19 protein-coding genes and 1 tRNA gene are annotated in these 21,650 nt (G+C 61.9%); 9 read left to right on the top strand and 11 right to left on the bottom strand.

Going from position 1 to position 21,650, the window contains the following annotated elements; translation table 11 throughout:
• Positions 1–316: 316 nt before the first annotated feature.
• Together EEQ99_RS16110 and gltB are read right to left on the bottom strand one after the other, a co-directional pair.
• Positions 317–1,771, bottom strand: coding sequence for a glutamate synthase subunit beta (locus EEQ99_RS16110; protein ID WP_028756675.1), 1,455 nt, complete (start codon positions 1,769–1,771; stop codon positions 317–319).
• Positions 1,772–1,994: 223 nt separating this feature from the next.
• Complete coding sequence (gltB, locus tag EEQ99_RS16105) at positions 1,995–6,719, bottom strand: glutamate synthase large subunit (protein WP_174824463.1); 4,725 nt, start codon at positions 6,717–6,719, stop codon at positions 1,995–1,997.
• Between the two features lie 539 nt (positions 6,720–7,258).
• On the opposite strand from gltB, the gene EEQ99_RS16100 reads away from it, so the two are divergent.
• The gene (locus EEQ99_RS16100) at positions 7,259–8,311 is read left to right on the top strand and encodes a threonine aldolase family protein (RefSeq protein ID WP_028755888.1); all 1,053 of its coding nucleotides are present in this window, start codon (positions 7,259–7,261) and stop codon (positions 8,309–8,311) included.
• Between the two features lie 20 nt (positions 8,312–8,331).
• Here EEQ99_RS16100 and EEQ99_RS16095 read toward each other — a convergent pair whose 3' ends face one another.
• Positions 8,332–9,186: a LysR substrate-binding domain-containing protein gene (locus tag EEQ99_RS16095; RefSeq protein WP_028755889.1), complete on the bottom strand. Its 855-nt coding sequence runs from the start codon at positions 9,184–9,186 to the stop codon at positions 8,332–8,334.
• A 91-nt stretch (positions 9,187–9,277) separates the two neighbouring features.
• Between EEQ99_RS16095 and EEQ99_RS16090 the strand changes: the two genes are divergently transcribed.
• Positions 9,278–10,282 (top strand): bile acid:sodium symporter family protein, encoded by a 1,005-nt coding sequence (locus tag EEQ99_RS16090; protein WP_127430748.1) that lies wholly within the window; start codon positions 9,278–9,280, stop codon positions 10,280–10,282.
• Positions 10,283–10,411: 129 nt separating this feature from the next.
• On the opposite strand, the gene EEQ99_RS16085 is transcribed toward EEQ99_RS16090, so the two are convergent.
• On the bottom strand, positions 10,412–10,882 hold the full coding sequence (locus tag EEQ99_RS16085) for an Hsp20 family protein (RefSeq protein WP_028755891.1): 471 nt from the start codon (positions 10,880–10,882) through the stop codon (positions 10,412–10,414).
• Between the two features lie 420 nt (positions 10,883–11,302).
• Here EEQ99_RS16085 and EEQ99_RS16080 point away from each other — a divergent pair, with 420 nt between their 5' ends.
• On the top strand, positions 11,303–12,277 hold the full coding sequence (locus tag EEQ99_RS16080) for an alpha/beta fold hydrolase (RefSeq protein WP_127430747.1): 975 nt from the start codon (positions 11,303–11,305) through the stop codon (positions 12,275–12,277).
• A gap of 65 nt (positions 12,278–12,342) precedes the next feature.
• On the opposite strand, the gene hisN is transcribed toward EEQ99_RS16080, so the two are convergent.
• Both hisN and EEQ99_RS16070 read right to left on the bottom strand, forming a co-directional pair.
• Positions 12,343–13,116, bottom strand: coding sequence for a histidinol-phosphatase (hisN, locus tag EEQ99_RS16075; protein WP_127430746.1), 774 nt, complete (start codon positions 13,114–13,116; stop codon positions 12,343–12,345).
• Between the two features lie 277 nt (positions 13,117–13,393).
• Positions 13,394–14,275, bottom strand: a complete 882-nt coding sequence (locus EEQ99_RS16070; RefSeq protein WP_025570459.1) for an N-formylglutamate amidohydrolase — start codon at positions 14,273–14,275, stop codon at positions 13,394–13,396.
• Between the two features lie 187 nt (positions 14,276–14,462).
• Here EEQ99_RS16070 and cpdR1 point away from each other — a divergent pair, with 187 nt between their 5' ends.
• From cpdR1 to EEQ99_RS16050, 4 genes are all read left to right on the top strand, one after another.
• Entirely contained in the window at positions 14,463–14,825 is a 363-nt protein-coding gene (cpdR1, locus tag EEQ99_RS16065; protein ID WP_003542883.1) for a response regulator CpdR1, read from the top strand.
• Positions 14,826–14,909: 84 nt separating this feature from the next.
• A tRNA-Val gene (locus EEQ99_RS16060) sits at positions 14,910–14,984 on the top strand.
• A 176-nt stretch (positions 14,985–15,160) separates the two neighbouring features.
• The gene (locus tag EEQ99_RS35490; RefSeq protein WP_127430745.1) at positions 15,161–15,355 is read left to right on the top strand and encodes a hypothetical protein; all 195 of its coding nucleotides are present in this window, start codon (positions 15,161–15,163) and stop codon (positions 15,353–15,355) included.
• Between the two features lie 122 nt (positions 15,356–15,477).
• Positions 15,478–15,969, top strand: coding sequence for a hypothetical protein (locus tag EEQ99_RS16050; protein WP_244604806.1), 492 nt, complete (start codon positions 15,478–15,480; stop codon positions 15,967–15,969).
• 129 nt (positions 15,970–16,098) lie between these two features.
• Here the strand turns inward: EEQ99_RS16050 and EEQ99_RS16045 are convergent, their stop codons facing one another.
• Positions 16,099–16,824 (bottom strand): hypothetical protein, encoded by a 726-nt coding sequence (locus EEQ99_RS16045; RefSeq protein ID WP_127430743.1) that lies wholly within the window; start codon positions 16,822–16,824, stop codon positions 16,099–16,101.
• 231 nt (positions 16,825–17,055) lie between these two features.
• Here EEQ99_RS16045 and EEQ99_RS16040 point away from each other — a divergent pair, with 231 nt between their 5' ends.
• On the top strand, positions 17,056–17,568 hold the full coding sequence (locus EEQ99_RS16040; RefSeq protein WP_025570447.1) for an MgtC/SapB family protein: 513 nt from the start codon (positions 17,056–17,058) through the stop codon (positions 17,566–17,568).
• Positions 17,569–17,621: 53 nt separating this feature from the next.
• Here the strand turns inward: EEQ99_RS16040 and EEQ99_RS16035 are convergent, their stop codons facing one another.
• Together EEQ99_RS16035 and EEQ99_RS16030 are read right to left on the bottom strand one after the other, a co-directional pair.
• Positions 17,622–17,801, bottom strand: coding sequence for a hypothetical protein (locus EEQ99_RS16035; protein WP_029868306.1), 180 nt, complete (start codon positions 17,799–17,801; stop codon positions 17,622–17,624).
• Positions 17,802–17,859: 58 nt separating this feature from the next.
• Positions 17,860–18,090 (bottom strand): hypothetical protein, encoded by a 231-nt coding sequence (locus EEQ99_RS16030; RefSeq protein WP_025570441.1) that lies wholly within the window; start codon positions 18,088–18,090, stop codon positions 17,860–17,862.
• Positions 18,091–18,443: 353 nt separating this feature from the next.
• On the opposite strand from EEQ99_RS16030, the gene EEQ99_RS16025 reads away from it, so the two are divergent.
• Entirely contained in the window at positions 18,444–19,535 is a 1,092-nt protein-coding gene (locus EEQ99_RS16025; protein WP_127430742.1) for a DUF475 domain-containing protein, read from the top strand.
• Between the two features lie 98 nt (positions 19,536–19,633).
• On the opposite strand, the gene EEQ99_RS34630 is transcribed toward EEQ99_RS16025, so the two are convergent.
• Positions 19,634–19,804 carry a hypothetical protein gene (locus EEQ99_RS34630; RefSeq protein WP_088930351.1) on the bottom strand — a complete coding sequence of 57 codons (171 nt, stop codon included), beginning with the start codon at positions 19,802–19,804 and terminating at the stop codon, positions 19,634–19,636.
• 258 nt (positions 19,805–20,062) lie between these two features.
• Positions 20,063–21,580 carry a tripartite tricarboxylate transporter permease gene (locus EEQ99_RS16020; RefSeq protein WP_025570437.1) on the bottom strand — a complete coding sequence of 506 codons (1,518 nt, stop codon included), beginning with the start codon at positions 21,578–21,580 and terminating at the stop codon, positions 20,063–20,065.
• Positions 21,581–21,650 lie beyond the last annotated feature (70 nt).

Below are 21,650 nucleotides of genomic sequence, written 5' to 3'. Positions count from 1 at the left end.
TCTAGTCTAGATCGTAGATCAGTCGGCAACGCGCTGTGCGTGAAGCAGCCTTTCGCTCCGTTCCGGTCTAGGTCGCCGCCTACGGCCAGCTCAGATAATAATGGTTGGAGCCGGATAGGCCGAAGAAGGCGTCGCTGTCGTTCGTCTGAAATCGCTCCGGCCGCTGACATCGATGTCCTTGCCGTTGCCCGAGGCTTGCGGCACGGTTCCGCGGTAAGCGGTCGCATCACGTCCTGGCGGACGCGCGGCGCTCCATGAAAAAACTCCGCCGATAGGGCGGAGTTCTTGTCTTCTTGAGGGTGTGAGCGGCCGACGGTCAGTTCGGCAGGACGGTCGAGCCCATCAATGCCTCGTCGATCGCGCGCGCCGCCTGGCGGCCTTCACGGATCGCCCAGACCACCAGCGACTGACCGCGGCGCACGTCGCCGGCCGTCCAGAACTTGTCGATCGACGTCTTGTAGTCGCGGTCGTTGGCGACGACGTTGGTCGAGCCGCGCTTGTCGGTGTTGAGCGTCAGCTTGCCTTCGAGTTCCTTCAGCACGCTTGATGTGAACGGGCCGCGGAAACCGATGGCGATGAAGGCGAGATCGGCCCGGATGACGAATTCCGTGCCCGGAACCGGCCGCCGGCGCTCATCGACCTCGCAGCACTTGACGCCGGTCAGCACGCCGTCTTCGCCGACGAACTCGAGGGTGGCCACCTGGAATTCCCGCACGGCGCCCTCGGCCTGTGAGGAGGAGGTGCGCATCTTCGTCGCCCAGAATGGCCAGACGGCAAGCTTGTCTTCCTTCTCCGGCGGCTGCGGCCGGATGTCGAGCTGGGTGACCTTGACGGCCCCCTGGCGGAACGCCGTGCCGACGCAGTCCGAAGCCGTATCGCCGCCGCCGACGACGACGATATGTTTGGCGCCGGCAAGGATCGGGTCCGATGGCCAGCCGACGCTGTCGATGTTCTCGCGACCGACGCGGCGGTTCTGCTGGACGAGATAGGGCATCGCATCGTGGACGCCCGCAAGCTCGGTGCCGGGAATGCCCGCCTCGCGCGGCGTCTCGGAGCCGCCGCAGTAAAGAACGGCGTCATGATCGGCGAGTAGCTGCTCGACCTTGACATCGACGCCGACATTGACGCCGCAATGGAAGGTGACGCCCTCGCCCTTCATCTGCTCGACGCGGCGGTCGATGAAGTTCTTCTCCATCTTGAAATCGGGGATGCCGTAGCGCAGCAGCCCGCCCGGCTTTGTTTCGCGCTCGTAGACATGCACCTCGTGGCCGGCGCGGCCGAGCTGCTGGGCGGCCGCCATGCCGGCGGGGCCGGAGCCGATGACGGCAACCTTCTTGCCGGTATGCACCGTCGCCGGCTGCGGCCGGATGAAGCCGAGCTCATAGGCCTTGTCGGCGATCGCCTGTTCGACCGTCTTGATGGCAACAGGCGCATCCTCGAGATTAAGCGTGCAGGCTTCCTCGCAGGGTGCCGGGCAGACGCGGCCGGTGAACTCAGGGAAGTTGTTGGTCGAATGCAGGTTCTGGATCGCCGCTTCCCAGTTGTTGTTGTAGACGAGGTCGTTCCAATCGGGAATCTGGTTATGAACCGGGCAGCCGGTCGGGCCGTGACAATAGGGGATGCCACAGTCCATGCAGCGCGCGGCCTGTTTCTGCACTTCCGGGTCCGACATCGGGATCGTGAACTCGCGGAAATGACGGATACGATCCGACGCCGGCTGATACTTCGCTACCTGCCGGTCGATTTCCAGAAACCCTGTTACCTTACCCATGCTTTCGTCCCTTACCCTCATGACCGCCTCACCGCAGCCAATCTGTCTATCGTCAGTCCCGGTATCCGGGGCAAGTTGCTTCTCTTGACCGTCATTGGCGCATATCCCCTGGAAGACATCCGTGCGATCTGGACAGGTTTCGCTGTCGGCACGATCGGAGTCATCGAGATATTTTCGTCATCCGTCACCTGCGGTCAGCAGGTGACGGATGTCCCAGTGCAAATCATTCCGCGGCGATGCCCATCCGGCTGCGCTCCATTTCCTCGAGCGCACGGCGGTATTCGACCGGCATGACCTTGCGGAACTTCGGACGGTAGTCGGCCCAGCTGTCGAGGATCTGCTTGGCGCGGGTTGAACCCGTATAGTGCAGATGGTTGGAGATCAGCTGGTAGAGGCGCTCCTCGTCGTGGCGCGTCATGTCGCCGGAAACGTCGACACGTCCCTTGTGCATGAGATCGCCGCCGTGATGATGCAGCTTCTCCAGCATGTCGTCCTCCTCGGGCACCGGCTCGAGTTCGACCATCGCCATGTTGCAGCGGCTGGCGAAATCGCCGGTTTCATCGAGCACATAGGCAACACCGCCGGACATGCCGGCCGCGAAGTTACGGCCCGTGGCGCCAAGCACGACGACGACGCCGCCGGTCATATATTCGCAGCCATGGTCGCCGACACCCTCAACGATGGCGATCGCACCCGAATTGCGCACGGCGAAACGTTCGCCCGCCACACCCCGGAAGTAGCATTCGCCCTCGGTCGCACCGTAAAGCACGGTGTTGCCGACGATGATCGAGTTCTCGGCCACGATCCGCGAATTCTCCGGCGGCCGGATGATGATCTTGCCGCCCGAAAGCCCCTTGCCGACATAGTCGTTGCCGTCACCGATCAGGTTGAAGGTGACGCCACGCGCCAGGAAGGCGCCGAAGCTCTGCCCCGCCGTACCGCGAAGTGTGACATTGATCGTGTCTTCCTTCAGCCCGCGGTGGCGGAAGCGCTTGGCGACCTCGCCGGAGAGCATCGCGCCCGCCGAACGGTCGACGTTCTTGATCCCGACCTCGAAGGCAACGGGTGTCTTGGCGGTCAGCGCCGGCTGTGCCTGCTCGATCAGCACGCGGTCGAGAATATCGTCGATCGGGTGCTGCTGCCGGCTCGTCCAGAAGGTCTCTTCCTTGGCGGCATCGACCTTATGGAAGATGCGGCTGAAGTCGAGGCCGTTGGCCTTCCAGTGCGCCAGCATCTCGTCCTTCTCCAACAGCTCCGAAGCGCCGATGATCTCGTCGAGCCGGGTAAAGCCGAGCGAGGCGAGAATTTCGCGCACTTCGTTGGCGACGAAGAAGAAGTAGTTGATGACGTGCTCCGGCGTGCCCTTGAAGCGCTTGCGCAGCACCGGATCCTGGGTTGCCACGCCCACCGGACAGGTGTTGAGATGGCACTTGCGCATCATGATGCAGCCAGCAGCAATCAGCGGCGCGGTGGCGAAGCCGAATTCGTCAGCGCCGAGCAGCGCCCCGATGATGACGTCGCGGCCGGTCTTCAACCCGCCGTCCACCTGCAATGCGACACGCGAGCGCAAGCCGTTCAGCACCAACGTCTGCTGGGTCTCGGCAAGGCCGATTTCCCAGGGGCTGCCGGCATGCTTGAGCGAAGTCAGCGGCGATGCACCTGTGCCGCCATCGAAGCCGGCGACCGTGATATGGTCGGCGCGCGCTTTGGCGACGCCGGCGGCGACCGTGCCGACGCCGACTTCGGAGACGAGCTTGACCGAGACATCCGAGGTAGGGTTGACGTTCTTTAGATCGTAGATCAGCTGCGCCAGATCTTCGATGGAATAGATGTCGTGGTGAGGCGGCGGCGAAATCAGGCCGACACCCGGCGTCGAGTGGCGGGTCTTGGCAACCGTCGCGTCAACCTTGTGACCCGGCAGCTGGCCGCCTTCGCCAGGCTTGGCGCCTTGCGCCACCTTGATCTGCAGCACGTCGGCATTGACGAGATATTCGGTGGTGACGCCGAAGCGGCCCGAGGCAATCTGCTTGATCGCCGAACGTTCCGGGTTCATCGAACCGTCGGCCAGCGGCATGTAGCGGTCGGATTCCTCGCCGCCCTCGCCGGTGTTCGACTTGCCGCCGATCCGGTTCATGGCGATCGCCAACGTCGTATGCGCCTCCCTGGAGATCGAGCCGAAGGACATCGCTCCCGTCGAGAAACGCCTGACGATATCGGCCGCCGGCTCGACCTCGTCGATCGAAACCGGCGTGCGGCCGAGCGCCTCGGCGCTCTTCATCCTGAAGAGGCCGCGGATCGTGTTCATGCGCAGCGCTGAATTGTTCACCATCTCGGCGAATTCGCGGTAGCGATCCTCGGCATTGCCGCGCACCGCATGCTGAAGGGCAGCGACTGCATCCGGCGTCCAGGCGTGGCTTTCGCCGCGCATGCGGTAGGCATATTCGCCGCCGATGTCGAGCGTCGTCGCAAGAAGCGGATCCTTGCCGAAGGCCGCGTTATGGCGGGCGACGGTTTCGGCGGCAATCGCCTCGAGGCCGACACCTTCGATCATCGTCGCGGTCCCGAAGAAATATTTGTCGATGAGTTCCGACTGTAGGCCGATCGCATCGAAGATCTGCGCCCCGCAATAGGATTGATAGGTCGAGATACCCATCTTCGACATGACCTTGAGGATGCCTTTGCCGACCGCCTTGATGTAGCGGTAGACGATTTCGGAAGCATCCACTTCCTTCGGGAATTCGCCCTTGGCATGCATGTCGAGCAGCGTGTCGAAGGCGAGATAGGGGTTGATCGCCTCGGCGCCGTAGCCGGCGAGCAGGCAGAAATGATGCACTTCGCGCGGTTCGCCGGTCTCGACGACGAGACCGACCGAGGTGCGGAGCCCCTTGCGGATCAGGTGATGGTGTACGGCCGCCGTCGCCAGCAGCGCCGGAATGGCGATCCGGTCCGGGCCAATCTGGCGGTCGGAGAGCACGATGATGTTGTAGCCGCCCTTGACGGCCGCTTCCGCGCGCTCGCAGAGTCGGTCGAGCATCTCCGGCATGCCTTCGGCGCCACGCTCGATATCATAGGTGAAATCAAGCGTCTTAGTGTCGAAACGATCTTCCGTATGGCCGATCGAGCGGATCTTCTCGAGATCGCCGTTGGTCAGGATCGGCTGACGCACTTCAAGCCGCTTGGCGTTCGCCGCGCCCTCGTGGTCGAGAATGTTCGGCCGCGGCCCGATGAAGGACACCAGGCTCATGACCAGTTCCTCGCGGATCGGGTCGATCGGCGGGTTGGTCACCTGCGCGAAGTTCTGCTTGAAATAAGTGTAGAGCAGCTTCGGCTTTTCCGACATCGCCGAGATCGGCGTATCCGTGCCCATCGAGCCGATCGCCTCCTGGCCCGTCGTCGCCATCGGCGACATCAGGATGCGAGTATCCTCGAGCGTGTAGCCGAAGGCCTGCTGGCGATCGAGCAACGACACGTCGCGGCGCAGCGCCCGTGGCTCCACCGGCTTCAGATCTTCGAGGATGAGCTGGGTGCGGTTCAGCCAGCTGCGATAGGGATGCGCCGTCGCCAGCTGCGACTTCACCTCGTCGTCGGAGATGATGCGGCCTTCCTCCATGTCAATCAGCAGCATCTTGCCCGGCTGCAGGCGCCACTTCTGGATGATCTTCTCTTCCGGAACCGGCAGCACGCCGGCTTCGGACGCCATGATGACGCGGTCGTCATCGGTGACGAGGTAGCGCGCCGGCCGCAGGCCGTTGCGGTCGAGCGTAGCACCGATCTGCTTGCCATCGGTGAAGGCCACGGCAGCCGGACCGTCCCAGGGCTCCATCAGAGCGGCATGATATTCGTAGAACGCCTTGCGGTCGGCCGCCATCGATTGGTTGCCGGCCCAGGCTTCCGGGATCAGCATCATCACCGCATGTGCCATCGAATAACCGCCGCGCACCAGGAATTCGAGCGCGTTGTCGAAACAGGCCGTATCCGACTGACCCTCATAGGAAATCGGCCAGAGCTTGGAAATGTCCTCACCGAACAGCGGCGAGGAGACCGACGCCTGGCGCGCCGCCATCCAGTTGACGTTGCCGCGCAGCGTGTTGATCTCGCCGTTATGGGCGACCATGCGGTAGGGATGCGCGAGCTTCCACGACGGGAAGGTGTTGGTCGAGAAACGCTGGTGCACCAGGGCGACCGCGCTTTCGAAGCGCGGATCCGACAGGTCCTTGTAATAGACGCCGACCTGATAGGCCAGGAACATGCCCTTGTAGACCACCGTCGCCGACGACAGCGACACCGGATAGAAATTGCTCTCCTCGCCGTCGAACTCATCATAGATACGGTTGGAGATCACCTTGCGCAGCGTGAACAGCCGGCGCTCGAACTCGTCGTTGTTTTCGGCATCCTCGCCGGCGCCGATGAAGACCTGCACATGATGCGGCTCGGTTGCGGCAATCGCCGGCGCCTTGGAGAGCGAGGAATTGTCGACCGGCACGTCGCGAAAGCCGATGAAGACCTGGCCTTCCTCGGTGATGACGTCTTGGATCACCTTCTTGAAGTGCTCGATCTGCTTTTCATCGCGCGGCATGAAGATATGGCCGACGCCATATTCGCCGATCGGCGGCAGGGTGATGCCCTGCTCGGCCATCTCCTCGCGGAAGAAACGGTCGGGGATCTGCACCAGGATGCCGGCGCCGTCACCCATCAGCGGATCGGCGCCGACGGCGCCGCGATGCGTCAGGTTCTCGAGGATGAACAGGCCGTCCTTGACGATCTGGTGCGACTTCTGGCCCTTCATATGCGCGACGAAGCCGACGCCGCAGGCATCGTGTTCGTTGCGCGGATCGTAGAGGCCCTGTTTCTTCGGCAGGCCGGAGGCGGATGTGGAGATATTGGCCGTCGCGCGCACCTCGGCAGCAGCAAACCGGTCAAATTCCATGGATGGCGTCTTCGTCATCATCTTTCCTCCTGTCGAAGCCCGCGGGGCCGCGGGCGGCTTTTCGTCATGCGCCGCAACCCGAAGATAGGTTCGGCGCGTGACAGCGCTGTTGCAGTGTGAAGATCGGCCGCAGACATCTGCTTCAAAGGAAAGCAAACCGTCGCGTTCCGCGCCTGCCATTCGCCTCCGCGCGCCGCCGGCAAGGCTTTGACGCTCGGAAGAACTATAGCGTGAAAGCCGGTCTGTTCCAGGGCTTTCGGCGCCTCTTCGGCCACAAAGGCCAAAATAGGACAGCAACACTGTCCTAATTCATCAGTTCTATGCCAGAAAGCATTCGGCTCCGCAAGAGCGCTCTGTCAAAAAACATCAATTTGCGACTGAAGATTGCCGGATCAGTCGGCATGGCGAAATAAAATTACGCAAAGCCACGCTATTTTGTTTATTGATTGCGTAGTTCAATTTCTGTGATGTGTCACGGGCGACAACCTTGATCCTGTGAAGCTTTGGCGTAATGTCCGCTGCGGACTTGCCAACCTTATCCTTCCCCAACGGTTTCCCCCATGTTCTTTGCTTCCGATAACTGGGCCGGCGCCCATCAATCCATTGCCGAACGTCTGCTGACGGAATCGGCCGGTTTTGCCGCCGCCTATGGCGCCGGCGACCTCGACAGGAAGGTCGAAGCCCGCTTTTCCGAGATTTTCGAACGCGAGGTTTCGGTCTTTTTCGTCGCCACCGGCACGGCCGCCAACTCGCTGTCGCTGGCAAGCGTCCAGCGCCCCGGCGGCATCACCTTCTGCCATTCGGAAGCCCATGTGATCGAGGATGAATGCGGCGCGCCGGAATTCTTCTCCGGCTCCGCCCGCCTCGTTGCCGTCGACGGCGAAGCCGGCAAGATCGATCCGGCCGGGCTCTCGGCAAAGATCGCGCATTATCCCGAAGACGCCCTCCGTCATGGCCGCGCCAGCGCGGTGACGATCACCCAGGCAACCGAGATCGGCACCGTCTATTCGCTGCCGGAGATCGGCGAGATCGCCGCCATATCAAAAAAACGCAATCTGCCGCTCCATATGGATGGCGCCCGCTTCGCCAATGCGCTGATCGCGCTCGGCGCCACCCCGGCCGAAATGACCTGGAAGCGCGGCGTCGACATGCTCTCCTTCGGCGGCACCAAGAATGGTTGCTGGTGTGCGGAAGCGATCGTCTTCTTCAATCCGGATCAGGCCCGGGAAATGCCCTTCATCCGCAAGCGCGCCGCCCAACTCTTTTCCAAGTCGCGCTTCATCGCCGCCCAGTTCGATGCCTATTTCGAAAACGGTCTCTGGCTCGATCTCGCCCGCCATTCGAACGGCATGGCCGACGGGCTGCGCGCCGGCATCAGAGACAGCAACGCCGCCCGCCTCGCCTGGCCGACCGCCTCCAACGAAGTCTTTGCCGTTATCAGCAAAAGCGCTGCAAAAACCGCGGAGGAAAAGGGCGCGAAATTCTACGAATGGCCGGTTCCGGCGGCAACGCCCGAGCTCGTTTCCGAAAGCGAAATCCTGATCCGTCTCGTCACCAGCTTCGCGACGACGGAAGCGGATGTGGATGGTTTCCTGAAGTGCCTGGTTGCCTGATTGCCCCGATTGGCAATGCTTCACGCCGATTTCAGTCCCCTCACCTTTTGCAGAATATCGTCGGAAAGTGCTGAGACCAGCGCCTGATCCGCTCCCTTGCGCGGCACCAGCACGAATTCGACGTCCTCTAGCGCCGGAAGTTTTCCCGCAGCAATCTCCTTCAGGCCTGATGGTGCCATGCTGCGCGGCTGCACCAGCACGCCCATCCCGGCCCGCGCCGCCGCCGTCAACCCACTCAGGCTGCCGCAGGTGCAGACGATCCGCCACGGCACGCCGTTTCGCCCGAGCGCTTCCAGGGCAATCACCCGTGTGACGCTCGGCGGCGGAAAGGCGATCAGAGGCAGAGGGCCGGAGGCGAGCACACGCTCGGGATCGCGCGCCAGCCAGACGAGCGGCTCGCGATAGACGAGTTTTCCGCGTGCATCGCCGAGCCGGCGCTTGGCGAGCACCAAATCGATCTCACCATTATCCTGCATCTCGTAGAGAACGCCTGATAGCGCCACCGTCAGTTCCAGATCGACGGAGGGATGCGAACGAACGAAATCTTCCAGCACCGCCGGCAACTGGCTGGTGACAAAGTCCTCCGACACGCCGAGCCGCAGGCTGCCGCGCAGGCTGTGGCTCTTAAACAATGACTGCACCTGCCCCTCGATCGAAAGCATGGCGCGCGCATGCGAGAGCAACGCCTCGCCATCGCCGGTCAGCATCACCTTATGCGTGTCGCGCGCCAGCAGCTTGCGCCCCAGGGCCGTCTCCAGCCGCTGGATATGCTGGCTGACCGTCGATTGCCCCAGGCCAAGCCTCTCCGCAGCAAGGGTGAAACTGCCCATCTGTTCGACGGCGACGAAACTGCGCAATTGCGAAAGGTCCAGCATGATCCAGATTCTCGATAACTGTTATTTCTTGCATCCTGGATCATAATGGACGACAGAACAACGACTGTTTTTATCACGCCGCGAGACCGCCATGCGCCGCTTTCTGCCCGATACATTCACCATCCTGCTCGTCTGCACCGTCATCCTCGCCTCCTTGTTTCCGGCGAGCGGCACATTCGCGGATTATTTCGGCATCGCCACCGATCTTGCCATCGCCCTGCTGTTCTTCCTGCATGGCGCCCGCCTCTCGCGCGACGTCGTCATAGCAGGCCTGCTGCACTGGCGGCTGCATCTCGTCATCCTGCTGACGACCTTCGGCATCTTCCCGCTGCTCGGGATGGCGCTCGGACTGATCCCGGACACGATCCTGCCGCAGCCGCTTTATCTCGGCATTCTCTTCCTCTGCGTGCTGCCATCGACGGTGCAGTCGTCGATCGCCTTCACCTCGATGGCCGGCGGCAATGTGCCTGCCGCCATCTGCTCGGCCTCGGCGTCCAACATCTTCGGCATGTTCCTGACACCGCTGCTCGTCGGCTTGCTGTTTTCCGTCGGCGGCCATGGCGGCTTCTCTTTCGACGCCTTGGAGCAGATCCTGCTGCAGCTGCTTGCCCCCTTCATCGTCGGCCAGATCCTGCAGCCCTGGATCGGCGACTGGATCCGCGCCAAGAAGAAGATCCTGATGCCTGTCGACCGCGGCTCGATCCTGATGGTCGTCTATCTCGCCTTCAGCACGGCGGTGGTCGAAGGCCTGTGGCACACTTTCTCGATCGCCGATATCGCCGTCGTCATCGCAGCCGACATCGTGCTGTTGGCACTTGTTCTTGTTTTGACGATGTTCGGCAGCCGCTGGCTCGGTTTCAACAAGCCCGACCAGATTACCATCACCTTCTGCGGCTCGAAGAAGAGCCTTGCCAGCGGCGTGCCGATGGCAAATGTCATCTTCGCCGGCCAGTCGATCGGCGTGATCGTGCTGCCGCTGATGCTCTTCCACCAGATCCAGCTGATGGTCTGCGCCGTCATCGCCCAGAAATACGCCGCCGCCGCGGCCCGCCGCGCAACGGAAAAGGAAATGGACGAGGCAGCCAGCCCGGCATAGAGCAGGTCGCGCAAAAATAAGGAGCTAAAGCGCGAGGAGCGAATCTGAAGGATCGCGGCGCGCTTTGGGCGACAAATAAAAAACGGCGCCCCGATGGGAGCGCCGTCCGTTTTACCCGTAAGGGATCGATCAGCCGTTGATGATCTGCGCTTCGATGGCCCTCGGAGCCTCAACCGGTTCTGCGGCAATCGCGATCTTGCGGGGCTTCATGGCCTCGGGAATATTGCGCAGAAGGTCGATGTGCAGCAGGCCGTTCTTCAGCGAAGCGGCAGTCACCTCGACATGGTCGGCAAGCTGGAAGCGGCGCTCGAAGGCGCGCTTGGCAATGCCGCGATAGAGGAATTCGCCACCTTCGGCAGGTTCCTCGTTCTTTTCGCCCTTCACGGACAGAACATGGGCATGGGCTTCGATCGAAAGTTCGGTCTCGTCGAAACCGGCGACCGCCATGGTGATGCGATAGGTGTTTTCACCGGTGCGCTCGATATTATAGGGCGGATAGGTCTGCGCCTGCTCCGGCTGGGCAAGGCTGTCGAGCATGGTGAAGAGCCGGTCGAAACCGACGGTCGAACGATAAAGGGGAGAGAAGTCTACGTGACGCATGATGTCCTCCTGTGGAAGCGACGTGTTGCGATGAAATGCCCCTGAAACCCCATCTTTGGCGGCCTCGGGACGGTTGCGCGGGCCCTTTCCGGCGCCCGCAGGAAGGAGATGGTGATGGGATTTGACGAGTTCAAGACCTTTTGGGAATCGCCTTGATCGGCCAGTGAACCCCGCATGAACGACCGGTTCGGCACGCGTTCAGGCGCATTCGCTTAGGAATTTCAGCGTCGGGTGAATCTGGTCCCGATGGCTGAAGTGCATCGTCCCTTCTTCTTCAGTCTCAACTTCGGCCGGCCGCGAGCACCCTCATGCTCCTGCCGGCCCTTTTCCCGCGCCTTGCGGGCGCACCGCTTTCCAAGGCGGATACCATGCGCTATCCCTGATAGGCGAAGCAGTCAGCAGCGGCGCATTGGCAAGGTCATGGATCAGGTTCTCTATTCGACGCCCGACAATCCCGCCCCGGAAAACCGCACCGAGGGGTTCTTCGAAACCCATGACGGCCACCGGCTGCGTTACGCCGTCTTCCGCTCGAGCGCCCAGATGGCCAGGGGCACGGTCGTCATCCTTCATGGCCGCAACGAATATATCGAGAAATATTTCGAGACGATCCGCGACCTGACGGCCAAAGGCCTCTGGGTGGCGACTTTCGACATGCGCGGCCAGGGCGGTTCGTCAAGGCTGCTGAAGCACCGCAACCACGGCCACATCCGCCGCTTTGCCGATTACGAGCGTGATCTCGACATCTTCCTTGAAAAGGTGGTGCTGCCGGATACCCGCCTGCCCTTCTACCTGCTCGCCCATTCCACAGGCGGGCTGATCGCGCTCTCGGCCGCGCCCTATCTCACCACCCGTATCGACCGGATGGTGCTGTCGGCGCCCTTCATCGGCCTGACCGGCCAAGCGGCTTCGCCCCGTGTCATCCGCGCTGTGGCCGGCACGCTGAACGCCATCGGCCTGGGCTTTCTGCCGCTGACCTCGAAACTGAAGGAGCCGGATTTCCGCGACAATCCGCTGACCTCCGACGAACTCCGCTTCGAGCGCAACGTCGCGATGATGAAGGACCATCCGGAACTGACGCTCGGGCCGCCGACAGCCCGCTGGCTGATCGAGGCTTTTCGCACGATGGACCGGGTCACCTCGCCCGACCATCTCTTCTCGATCACCATCCCGACCATCGTCATCGCCCCGACGCGGGACGGTGTCGTGCCCTACACGGCGCAGGAGCGGCTCTCGCGTTATTTCCGCGCCGGCCAGTTGGTGCCAATCAACGGCGCCCGTCACGAGATCTTCCAGGAACGGGATACCTACCGCGCCGCCGCTCTTGCCGCCTTCCACGCCTTCATTCCCGGCAGCGACGCCGAAGAAAACCAGGACGTCGCCGCCCTCGGCACGTGACCCGACCGCTGTTGCTGACCGGGCGATTAGCAAGGCTGATCAAGGATCAGCAGGGCTGATCCGGATTAGCGCTGCAGGATGGCGATCGCCTGCTCGTAGACCGCCCGGCTGCCGGCGGCGATGATCGAGCCGCCATTTTCCGGCCGTCCGCCGTCCCAGGTGGTGATGATGCCGCCCGCCCCTTCGATGACGGGAATGATGCCGCCGACGTCATAGGGCTTCAGGCTGTTTTCGACGACGAGATCGATATGGCCGGCGGCAAGCAGCGCATAGGCGTAGCAGTCGCAGCCGTAGCGGAAGAGCCGTACTTGGCTCTCGATCTCGCGGTATTTTTCCATCTCCTCGCCGGCAAAGAGATGCGGCGAGGTTGTGAACAGGATGGCGTTCGACAGCGCGTCGCACTGGCGCGTCATCAGCCGCCGTTCGCCCTCCGGTCCTGTATAGATCGAGCCGTTCTGGTCGGCGAAATAACGCTCACCGGTAAAGGGCTGTTCGATCATGCCCATGATCGCCCGGCCCTCTCTCTGCAGACCGATCAGCGTTCCCCACACCGGCACGCCGGAGATGAAGGCGCGCGTACCGTCGATCGGATCGATCACCCAGACATATTCGCGGTCGAGCCCGACATTGCCGTGTTCCTCGCCGAGAATGCCGTGGCCGGGAAAACTCTCCTCGATCAGCGCCCGGATGGCGAGTTCGGCCGCCTGGTCGCCCTCCGTCACCGGATCGAAACCGGAGGAGAGCTTGTTGGTGACATCGAGACCGGAGCGGAATCGCGGCAGCGTCTCGGCTCGGGCGGCTTCCGCCAGGCGGTTGAAGAACGAACGGTCAGGAAGCATGATTTATCCGTTTGGCTGGCGGGAGTGGCGCTTTTCATAGCGAAAAGCAACGGGAATGCAAACGTAGCAGGCAATTTCAATCTAACTGCCCAAAGATGTCGCAGCGCAATATATTGCTTGACATTTGTGCAATGCAATAGTAGCTTCTTCCGTACAGTCTTCTGACTGTAAATACCCTCCTTGGGTGTTTCCTCCCTAGACTTAGCCGCGCTCACAAGCGCGGTTTTTTTTGGCCAGGGAGGACTAGGCCTGACAGCAGCGAAATCGAAAAAGAGATTTATTCGGCGGCCAGCGCCCGATCGCCGGCGAATTTCTCGACGTAATCCGCCATCTGCCGCATGAAGGCGGTGACGGCATCGGCAACTGCGGCGAAATCCTCGCGTTTCTCCAGCGTCACTTCATCGACATAGATCGCCCGGTTCACCTCGATCTGCAGTGCATGCAGGCCCCGCGACGGCCGGCCGTAATGTTCGGTGATGAAGCCGCCGGCATAGGGTTTGTTGCGGATTGCCGCAAAGCCCATTTCCTCGAGAATGGCGATGGCCGCCCGCGAAAGCTCGGCCGAAGCACTGGTGCCGTAACGATCGCCGATGATGAAATCAGGCCGCCCAACGTTGCCGGCGACGCGCACATTGCCGGGCATCGAGTGGCAGTCGATCAGCACGCCGAAGCCGAACTGCACATGCGTCCGCGCGATCAGCCGGCGCAGCGCCGCATGATAGGGTTTATAGACCGCTTCGACCCGGTCGAGCCCCTCCTGCACAGGAAGACGACGTGCATAGATTTCCATATTTTCGGCGACGATGCGCGGAATGGTGCCGAGCCCGCCGGCGACGCGCAGCGAATTGACATTGGCATAGGGCGGCAACAGCCCGTCGAACATCCGCGGATCGAGCTCGTAGGGCTCGCGATTGACGTCGAGATAGGCGCGGGGGAAGTTGGCTGCGAGCAGCGGCGCGCCGAGTGCGACGGCAGAGCCGAAGAGCTCGTCGACATAGTGATCCTCGGAACGGCGGATGGCGATGCCCTCGAGCCGCGACTGGGCAATAAATTCCGGTGGATAAATGCGGCCGCTATGGGGGGAGTTGTAGACGAAGGGAATGGTCTGCGACACGGGCTCATGAACCTCAAAAAGCTCGTATTCGCGTATTTCCGGCACTTTCGGCCCTCTTTACCATGTCATGAACTGGCTGCTGCGCCCATGTTGCCAGTTGCCCGGCCTCAAGTCCATACTATGTAGAAGGGATGGCAATCACGCACAGGCAATTCACCGGTTGTTTACCGGCTCAAGACTAGTGTAAACGGCTGGCAGCCCACCAAAACTTATTGATCAGCGGTCTGGATTAATGACTCAGAAGATACTTCTCGCAGAAGACGACAATGACATGCGCCGCTTCCTGGTGAAAGCGCTCGAAAAGGCCGGCTACAAGGTCCTTTCCTATGACAACGGCGCCAGCGCCTATGACCGGCTGCGCGAGGAGCCGTTTTCCCTGCTGCTGACCGATATCGTCATGCCCGAAATGGACGGTATCGAACTGGCGCGCCGCGCTACCGAGCTCGACCCCGACCTGAAGGTGATGTTCATCACCGGTTTTGCCGCCGTGGCGCTGAACCCCGATTCGAAGGCGCCGAAGGATGCCAAGGTCCTTTCCAAGCCCTTCCACCTGCGCGACCTCGTCGACGAGGTCAACAAAATGCTTGCCGCGTAAGGCTTGCCGGGCGGCGCGTCACAAAACTGAAAAAAGCCTATTGACGGCTCCAAAGGTTTTGTGATCTATGCGCCGCCATCGGATGGGCGTGTAGCTCAGCGGGAGAGCACTACGTTGACATCGTAGGGGTCACAGGTTCAATCCCTGTCACGCCCACCATCCGATCCCCCTGACATCGTTGACAAATCCCCGCTTCGGGGATTTTTCGTTCTTCGCTGGCATGCGCTCCCAATCCGACACTTTACGGGCGCAAGGGCTTTTTAACTCGGATTATGTCCGGGCGGATTTCAGTCGGCTGTGCGGTCACCCGCACACGTGGGAAATTGGGGGGATGTATGGCGCAAAGAACGCGGACACGGAAAGCGATATCGATAATACTCGGCCTCGCCCTGGTTGGGATTGGCCTCTTCGGTTTCGGTTACATGCAGTTTCATGTCGTCGAACCGATCAGCATCACGTTTTGGCTGATTCCGACCACGATATTCGCGGCTGGGGTGGCGATCCTCTGGGATGATTTCAAAAATCCCTAACGCCCCGTTCGACGCCGAGCAGCGCCGGACAAGACCAAAATAAGTCACAGAACGGTGCCAATGCCTGATTATCCAACGCATGGCCGATTCGCCGTCGCAGACAGATGGGGTTGAGACAGAGAATGAGATTTTTCGCACCGGCAGCCGCCGCCATTTTTTCCGCCGCCTTCACCTTGCCGGTCTCTGCAGCACCAGCTGCTCCCGAGACGTTTCCGGGCGCACCCGGCGTCATTACCCTTTCCGGCAAATGCGCCAAGCTTGTTGTCGCCAAATTCGACGCCACCAAAGGCTGCAAGAACGAGCTTGCCAGCGTCACGCTGGCCAATGGCCTGGTGACCTTCATCTTCACCTCTGACGGCAAGGCGCTCGGCTTCCAGGGCGACGGCGCCGGCATCAAACCCGCATCCAACGGCAATGCCCGCCTGCCGCTCAGCCTTGTCACCACGGGTGTCGGCAACAAGATGACCGGGGAGGTCAAGGTCGCTGGCTTCTGCACCTTCGGCAATCCCTATTCCGGCAAGCCGATCGCAATCGAATGCACCGCCGAAAGCAAGGATTCCTCCTTTACCGGCAGCTTCCGCACCGGCGGCAAGCTGGTGAAGAAGGGCAAATAGTCCCCGTCAGAGCAGTTCCAGGAAAAGTGCGAAGCGGTTTTCCAAGGCAAAGCGCGAAGCGCTTTTGCCGGGAATGCGAAAAACAAAAGGATCGCGCGGTTCGGCGCTTCCGTTAAAAGCTGAACCGGTCTAGGCGCACCAGGCGGCGCCGGCAGCCCCCGGCTTGCGTGCCAGCCCCTCATTGATCAGCTGTGCGCCGAAAGAGCGCCCGTCGCGCGAGACGACGCGCGGCGCCCCTGAAGGCTCGGCTTTGCCCGCGGCATTCATCGTGAACGGTCCGGCGTTCAGAAGCGCCAGCAGCCGCGACTTGGCGGCAAAGGCCACCCGGCGTTCGCCGTCGCAACGCGCCTGGTCGACGACAGGGCTTGCCATGTCGGCTATCACGATCTTCTCGCCCTTGTACCAGAAGACACCGCCATCGCCGACGCAATTGATATGGGCGCCCTGCCCGCAATAGCCGAAGGCCACCGTCCCAGTTTCCGACACGGCCGGGTAGGCAGGCGACGGCACCGCCTTTATCGGCTGGATCGCCGGCGTCGGGATCGCGGCTGGCGGTAACGGTTGCGACTGTTGCACCGGCGGTGCAGCTTTCGGCGTCGGTGTGGCCAGCGCCACCTGCTTCGCCGGCACGTCCTTCCTGACTGAAGGTTTCAGCTCCGCCGTTTCCCGCGTGACCGGCGTTGCCTGCCTTGCAAGCATCGGCTGGATGCTCTTCCAATTGTCGTGGGCGACGATGCCGCCGATCGCGGCAATGCCGATCACCGCCCAGGGCAGCAATCCGCCACCGCTGCTGCGTGCTCTGCTCTTTCCTCTCGCCGGCGCCTTGCGGCGGCCGCGTGTCGCTGTCTTGGCCATCTGTCCGATTCCTGTGAGGCCGCAATTATCGCCGCCCAATCCTTTCTGAAAGGTTGGCGCGGCGGCAGGATGATGCTTGATCCGCCGATCTTTCCCTCGAATGGCATGCAAGCGTCGGCGCCTATCGGAGAGGCCAGCGTGGCGGCCGAAACGCGTGAGGGGAAAAAGCTGAACAAATCCCGCGCTCATACGTTAGCCAGCGAAAAATTCCGTATGTTCTGGGGAAAATCCATGGATCTCATCATCGCCGACATGATACCGGCGTCACGCATCCACTATCCTGTCATCTTCGCCCGCCTGATCGGCGCCATCCTCTTCGGCGGACTGATCGGTTTCGAACGCGAGGCCCGCGACCGCCCGGCAGGCTTCCGCACCCATATCCTGATCAGTCTTGCCGCTGCCCTCTTCGCCATCATCTCGATCGAGGCCGTGCACATGCCGGGTTTCGCCGATGATGAGCAGGTGCGCATCGATCCGCTGCGCGTCATCGAAGCGGTGACCGCCGGCGTCGCCTTCCTTGCCGCCGGCATGATCGTCTTTGCAAGAGGCCGGGTGCACGGGCTGACTACCGGCGCCGGCATGTGGCTCTCCGGCGCGATCGGCCTCGCCATGGGCTTCGGCTATTGGCCGATCGCCTTCTTCACGACGATTGCCGCCATCTGCGTGCTCTTCGCCTTCGGCAAACTCGAACAACGCTTCGGCTATAATTCCGGACAGCGGGTCGACCGGGATGAACATCGATAGAAAAAACGCCCGGCATCATGCCGGGCGTTTGTGTCAGCGTGACTGTCTGTCGGTTATTCGGAGCATGCGGCCGAAAGATCGTTTTTCTCAACCGGCGTCGCGTCGCCGATGGACGAGGCAAGCGGCTTCTGCCGTTTGCCGATCTGGATGCGCTCGTCCGCCGCCTCGCGTATGGCCTGCCATTCTTTTTCGTGCCGGATGAAGATCTCGCGGGGCACAAAGTTGATCGTCATATGTTTTTCACCCTGTTTCAAATCGACCGTCAGCGCGCCAAAGAGGCGGGAATGCTGGTTATTTCTTGGTCTCTGCATTGCTCTTGATGTCCGGGCCACCCTTGGAAAGATCCGCACCGGTAACATGGGCCGGCACATGAATGTCGTGATAGACACCGGGCGTCAGCGTCAGGTCGACATGATGCGGCGGCAGCACCTGCGCCTTCTGCATGCGGTTCGGCTTCGCCCGCTTCATGCGGTCGGATGCCTCCGTGCGTTTGTCGGGAATATGGGTCGAAGTGTGCATCATCGGCCTCCTTTTTTAAGCTCAACCAGAGCCTAACGGGCGGGCATCGGGATGGTTCCAAAAAAATTGCCTGATCTCCGGTGTGCCCGGAGCCTTGACTGGCCGGGGAAGTTCATTAACTAGAGCCTATCCCGCAGCCTTCCAGACATCGGCTGACGGGGAACTTTGGTGCCGGGCCCCTCTGGCGAGAGTTTTTACGGCGCTCTCGTGATGTCGGTACCGCCTGCAGCTTAGCCGGCGGATTTTTCATCGATGAACAAACTCACCATGCCTGACCCGCATGCCCGTTGTGGCGTGCCGCGTCTTTCCAATATATCCACCCTCTTCAACACGATTTGCGGCCACGAGGTGCGGCCATGAATCAGCCCGTAGTCCCTCAATCCTCGCTCGGCTATTTCCGCTGGGCTTTAATCGTCACTGCCCTCGGCCTCGTTCTCGGCGCCGTGCTCGGCTGGCAGACGACCGGCACGATCGGCGGCATGGCAACAGTCTTCTTCATCTGCACGGTGCTTGCCGTGCTGGAGATCTCGCTCTCCTTCGACAATGCCATCGTCAATGCCAACAAGCTGAAGGAGATGACGCCCGTCTGGCAGAAGCGCTTCCTCACCTGGGGCATCATCATCGCCGTCTTCGGCATGCGCATCGTCTTTCCGCTGGCGATCGTCGCGATCGCGGCGCGGATCGGCCCTTGGGACGCGCTGGTGCTGGCTGCCCGCGAACCCGAGGAATATGCCCGCATCATGAACGACGCGCATCTGCCGATCGCAGCCTTCGGTGGTACCTTCCTGATGATGGTCGGCCTCAGCTATTTCTTCGACCATGAAAAGAAGATCCATTGGTTTCGCGGCCTGGAAAAGGTGATGGCACGCTCGGCTACCATCCGAGGTATCGAGATCGCTTTCGTGCTGGCGCTGATGCTGGTTTTCTCCTGGTTGATCGGCGGCGAGGAGGCTAGCGTCTTCGTTCATTGCGCCATTTACGGCCTGCTCACCTTCCTCGCGGTCGAGGTCGTTGGCGAGTTGCTCGATGCTTCGCAGCAGACGATGAGCGCTGCCGCCAAGGGTGGTCTTGGCGCTTTCATCTATCTGGAGGTGCTGGATGCGAGCTTTTCCTTCGACGGCGTCATCGGCGCCTTTGCCCTGACGCAGAACCTATTCGTCATCGCGATCGGCCTCGGCATCGGCGCCATGTATGTGCGCTCGATGACGATCATGCTGGTGGAGAAGGGAACGCTTGCCGAATACCGCTATCTCGAGCATGGCGCCTTCTACGCCATCCTGATCCTGTCGGTGATCATGTATGCGCAGACCCTGATGCACATCCCCGAGGTTATCACCGGGCTCGGCGGCGCGGCCCTGATCGGCCTGTCGCTCTGGTCGTCCATCCGCCACAAGAGGCGCGAACGAGTGGAGGAGCACGGCGCCGAGCGGGAGGAGCTTCACGCCTGACGATGCAGGAAGCGCAGTGCGCAACAGCCTTGCGGTTAAAAACAAAGCCCGCGACCATCCGGTTGCGGGCTAATTCATTCATGCATGGCTTGAAGGCCTTAGCGGGAAGCCGGACCGAAGGAGGCCGGGTCGATGCCGAGTTCCTTGAGGTCGCTGGCACGCGGGCGGCGGCCGGCTTCAACGGCGGCGCTGACGGCGTTTGCGGCGCCCAGCACCGCAAAGGCGCGGCCAAAGAAACCTGTACGGACTGAATTGCGGATGGCGGACATTGTCCTTTTCCTCTTGCTCTATGATTGACTACCTATAGATGGCATCGCGCCCATACCTCCACAATGCTCAGAAAATCACCTCAGCCATGCAAAAACGAGAGGCCGGCGCATGTCTCCATGGCCGGCCTCGAGGGAGGGGTAAGGTCGTCTTTTTCTTCTTAGAGCGCCGCGTCTCTTCGGACCACAAAGGACGCTCTAACACTTTCAATCCCCGCATCGTGTTTTCCGAAAATCGATTCCGATTTTCGGGCCGATGCGCTAGTCTTCGTTTGCCGCCAGTTGCGACAGCACCTGGCCCCTGCCGCGCAGCCGCAGGATCAGCGGGATGAGGAAGGCGGCCGCCGCAACGATGAGCAGACCGGCCGCGATCGGCGACATCACCAGCGTCGTGACGTCGCCCTGGCTGATCGCCAGCGCACGGCGCAGCTGCTGTTCGGCCAGCGGCCCGAGGATCAGGCCGACGACGGCAGGCGCAATCGGATAGCCGAAGAGCCGCATCACATAGCCGAGCAAGCCGAAGGCGAGCAGCATGCCGAGCTCGAACACCGACGGATTGGCGCCGATCGTCCCAAGCGTTGCAAACAGCAGGATGCCGGCGTAGAGCCACGGTTTCGGAATGGTCAGCAGCCGCACCCAGAGCCCGATCATCGGCAGGTTCAGCACCAGGAGCATCGCATTGGCGATGAGCAGGCTGGCGATCAGGCCCCAGACGAGTTGCGGATTGGTGGCAAACAGCAGCGGTCCGGGCTGCAGCCCGTATTGCTGGAAGCCGGCAAGCATGATCGCCGCCGTCGCCGTCGTCGGCAGGCCGAGCGTCAGAAGCGGCACCAGCGTACCGGCGGCCGACGCGTTGTTGGCCGCCTCGGGACCGGCCACGCCTTCGATTGCGCCATGGCCGAACTCTTCCGGGTTCTTTGCCAGCCGCTTTTCAGTGGCATAGGAGAGGAAGGTGCCGATTTCGGCGCCGCCCGCCGGCATCGCGCCGATCGGGAACCCGATCAGCGTGCCGCGCAGCCACGGTTTCCACGAGCGCGACCAATCCTGCGCGTTCATCCACAGCGAACCCTTGACCGCCTCGACCTTCTCCGCGATCCGGTTGCCCTGCGCGGCGATGTAGAGCGTCTCGCCGATGGCAAACATGGCCACCGCCAGCGTCGTGACCTCGACTCCGTCGAGCAGGTCGGGGATGCCGAAGGAAAGCCGTGCCTGGCCCGTCTGCTGGTCGATGCCGACCATGGCAAGCGCAAAACCGATGAACAGAGAGGTCAGACCCCTCAATGCCGAATCGCCGAAGGCCGAGGAGACGGTGACGAAGGCAAGCACCATCAGCGCGAAATATTCGCGTGGTCCGAAGACCAGCGCCAGCTTGACGATATAGGGCGCGATGAAGGCAAGCCCGAGCGTGGCGAGCAGGCCGGCGACGAAGGAGCCGATCGCCGCCGTCGCCAGCGCCGGTCCGCCGCGGCCGGCGCGCGCCATCTTGTTACCCTCGAGCGCGGTGACGATCGAGGCGCTTTCACCCGGCGTGTTGAGCAGGATCGAGGTCGTCGAGCCGCCATACATGCCGCCGTAGTAGATGCCGGCGAACATGATCAGCGAACCGCCGGGATCGAGCTTGTAGGTGGCGGGCAACAGCAGCGCCACGGTAAGGGCCGGGCCGATACCGGGAAGCACGCCGACGGCGGTGCCGAGTGTGACGCCGACCAGCGCATAAACCAGGTTCATCGGCTGCATCGCAACCAGGATACCCTGCCATAGGAATTCGAATGTGCTCATCTTGGTGTCCCAAGCGGCATTCCCGACCCTGCGGTTTCGGGGTCAGGCGCCGCGCAAAATCAAAAGAGCT

It is taken from the genome of Rhizobium anhuiense (assembly GCF_003985145.1).
Lineage (GTDB): Bacteria > Pseudomonadota > Alphaproteobacteria > Rhizobiales > Rhizobiaceae > Rhizobium > Rhizobium anhuiense.
Note: the sequence above shows the minus strand (reverse complement) of the source record. Positions and strands in the feature narration are given on the sequence as shown.

Excerpts from the sequence above, each read along its gene's own strand:
- EEQ99_RS16110 (WP_028756675.1), bottom strand. The coding sequence starts at position 1,771 with ATGGGTAAGGTAACAGGGTTTCTGGAAATCGACCGGCAGGTAGCGAAG.
- EEQ99_RS16020 (WP_025570437.1), bottom strand. The coding sequence starts at position 21,580 with ATGAGCACATTCGAATTCCTATGGCAGGGTATCCTGGTTGCGATGCAG.
- EEQ99_RS16080 (WP_127430747.1), top strand. The coding sequence starts at position 11,303 with ATGGATCAGGTTCTCTATTCGACGCCCGACAATCCCGCCCCGGAAAAC.
- EEQ99_RS16100 (WP_028755888.1), top strand. The coding sequence starts at position 7,259 with ATGTTCTTTGCTTCCGATAACTGGGCCGGCGCCCATCAATCCATTGCC.
- EEQ99_RS16025 (WP_127430742.1), top strand. The coding sequence starts at position 18,444 with ATGAATCAGCCCGTAGTCCCTCAATCCTCGCTCGGCTATTTCCGCTGG.
- EEQ99_RS16035 (WP_029868306.1), bottom strand. The coding sequence starts at position 17,801 with ATGACGATCAACTTTGTGCCCCGCGAGATCTTCATCCGGCACGAAAAA.
- gltB (WP_174824463.1), bottom strand. The coding sequence starts at position 6,719 with ATGATGACGAAGACGCCATCCATGGAATTTGACCGGTTTGCTGCTGCC.
- cpdR1 (WP_003542883.1), top strand. The coding sequence starts at position 14,463 with ATGACTCAGAAGATACTTCTCGCAGAAGACGACAATGACATGCGCCGC.
- EEQ99_RS16040 (WP_025570447.1), top strand. The coding sequence starts at position 17,056 with ATGGATCTCATCATCGCCGACATGATACCGGCGTCACGCATCCACTAT.
- EEQ99_RS16050 (WP_244604806.1), top strand. The coding sequence starts at position 15,478 with ATGAGATTTTTCGCACCGGCAGCCGCCGCCATTTTTTCCGCCGCCTTC.
- EEQ99_RS16090 (WP_127430748.1), top strand. The coding sequence starts at position 9,278 with ATGCGCCGCTTTCTGCCCGATACATTCACCATCCTGCTCGTCTGCACC.
- EEQ99_RS16095 (WP_028755889.1), bottom strand. The coding sequence starts at position 9,186 with ATGCTGGACCTTTCGCAATTGCGCAGTTTCGTCGCCGTCGAACAGATG.
- EEQ99_RS35490 (WP_127430745.1), top strand. The coding sequence starts at position 15,161 with ATGGCGCAAAGAACGCGGACACGGAAAGCGATATCGATAATACTCGGC.
- EEQ99_RS16045 (WP_127430743.1), bottom strand. The coding sequence starts at position 16,824 with ATGGCCAAGACAGCGACACGCGGCCGCCGCAAGGCGCCGGCGAGAGGA.
- EEQ99_RS16030 (WP_025570441.1), bottom strand. The coding sequence starts at position 18,090 with ATGATGCACACTTCGACCCATATTCCCGACAAACGCACGGAGGCATCC.
- EEQ99_RS16085 (WP_028755891.1), bottom strand. The coding sequence starts at position 10,882 with ATGCGTCACGTAGACTTCTCTCCCCTTTATCGTTCGACCGTCGGTTTC.
- hisN (WP_127430746.1), bottom strand. The coding sequence starts at position 13,116 with ATGCTTCCTGACCGTTCGTTCTTCAACCGCCTGGCGGAAGCCGCCCGA.
- EEQ99_RS34630 (WP_088930351.1), bottom strand. The coding sequence starts at position 19,804 with ATGTCCGCCATCCGCAATTCAGTCCGTACAGGTTTCTTTGGCCGCGCC.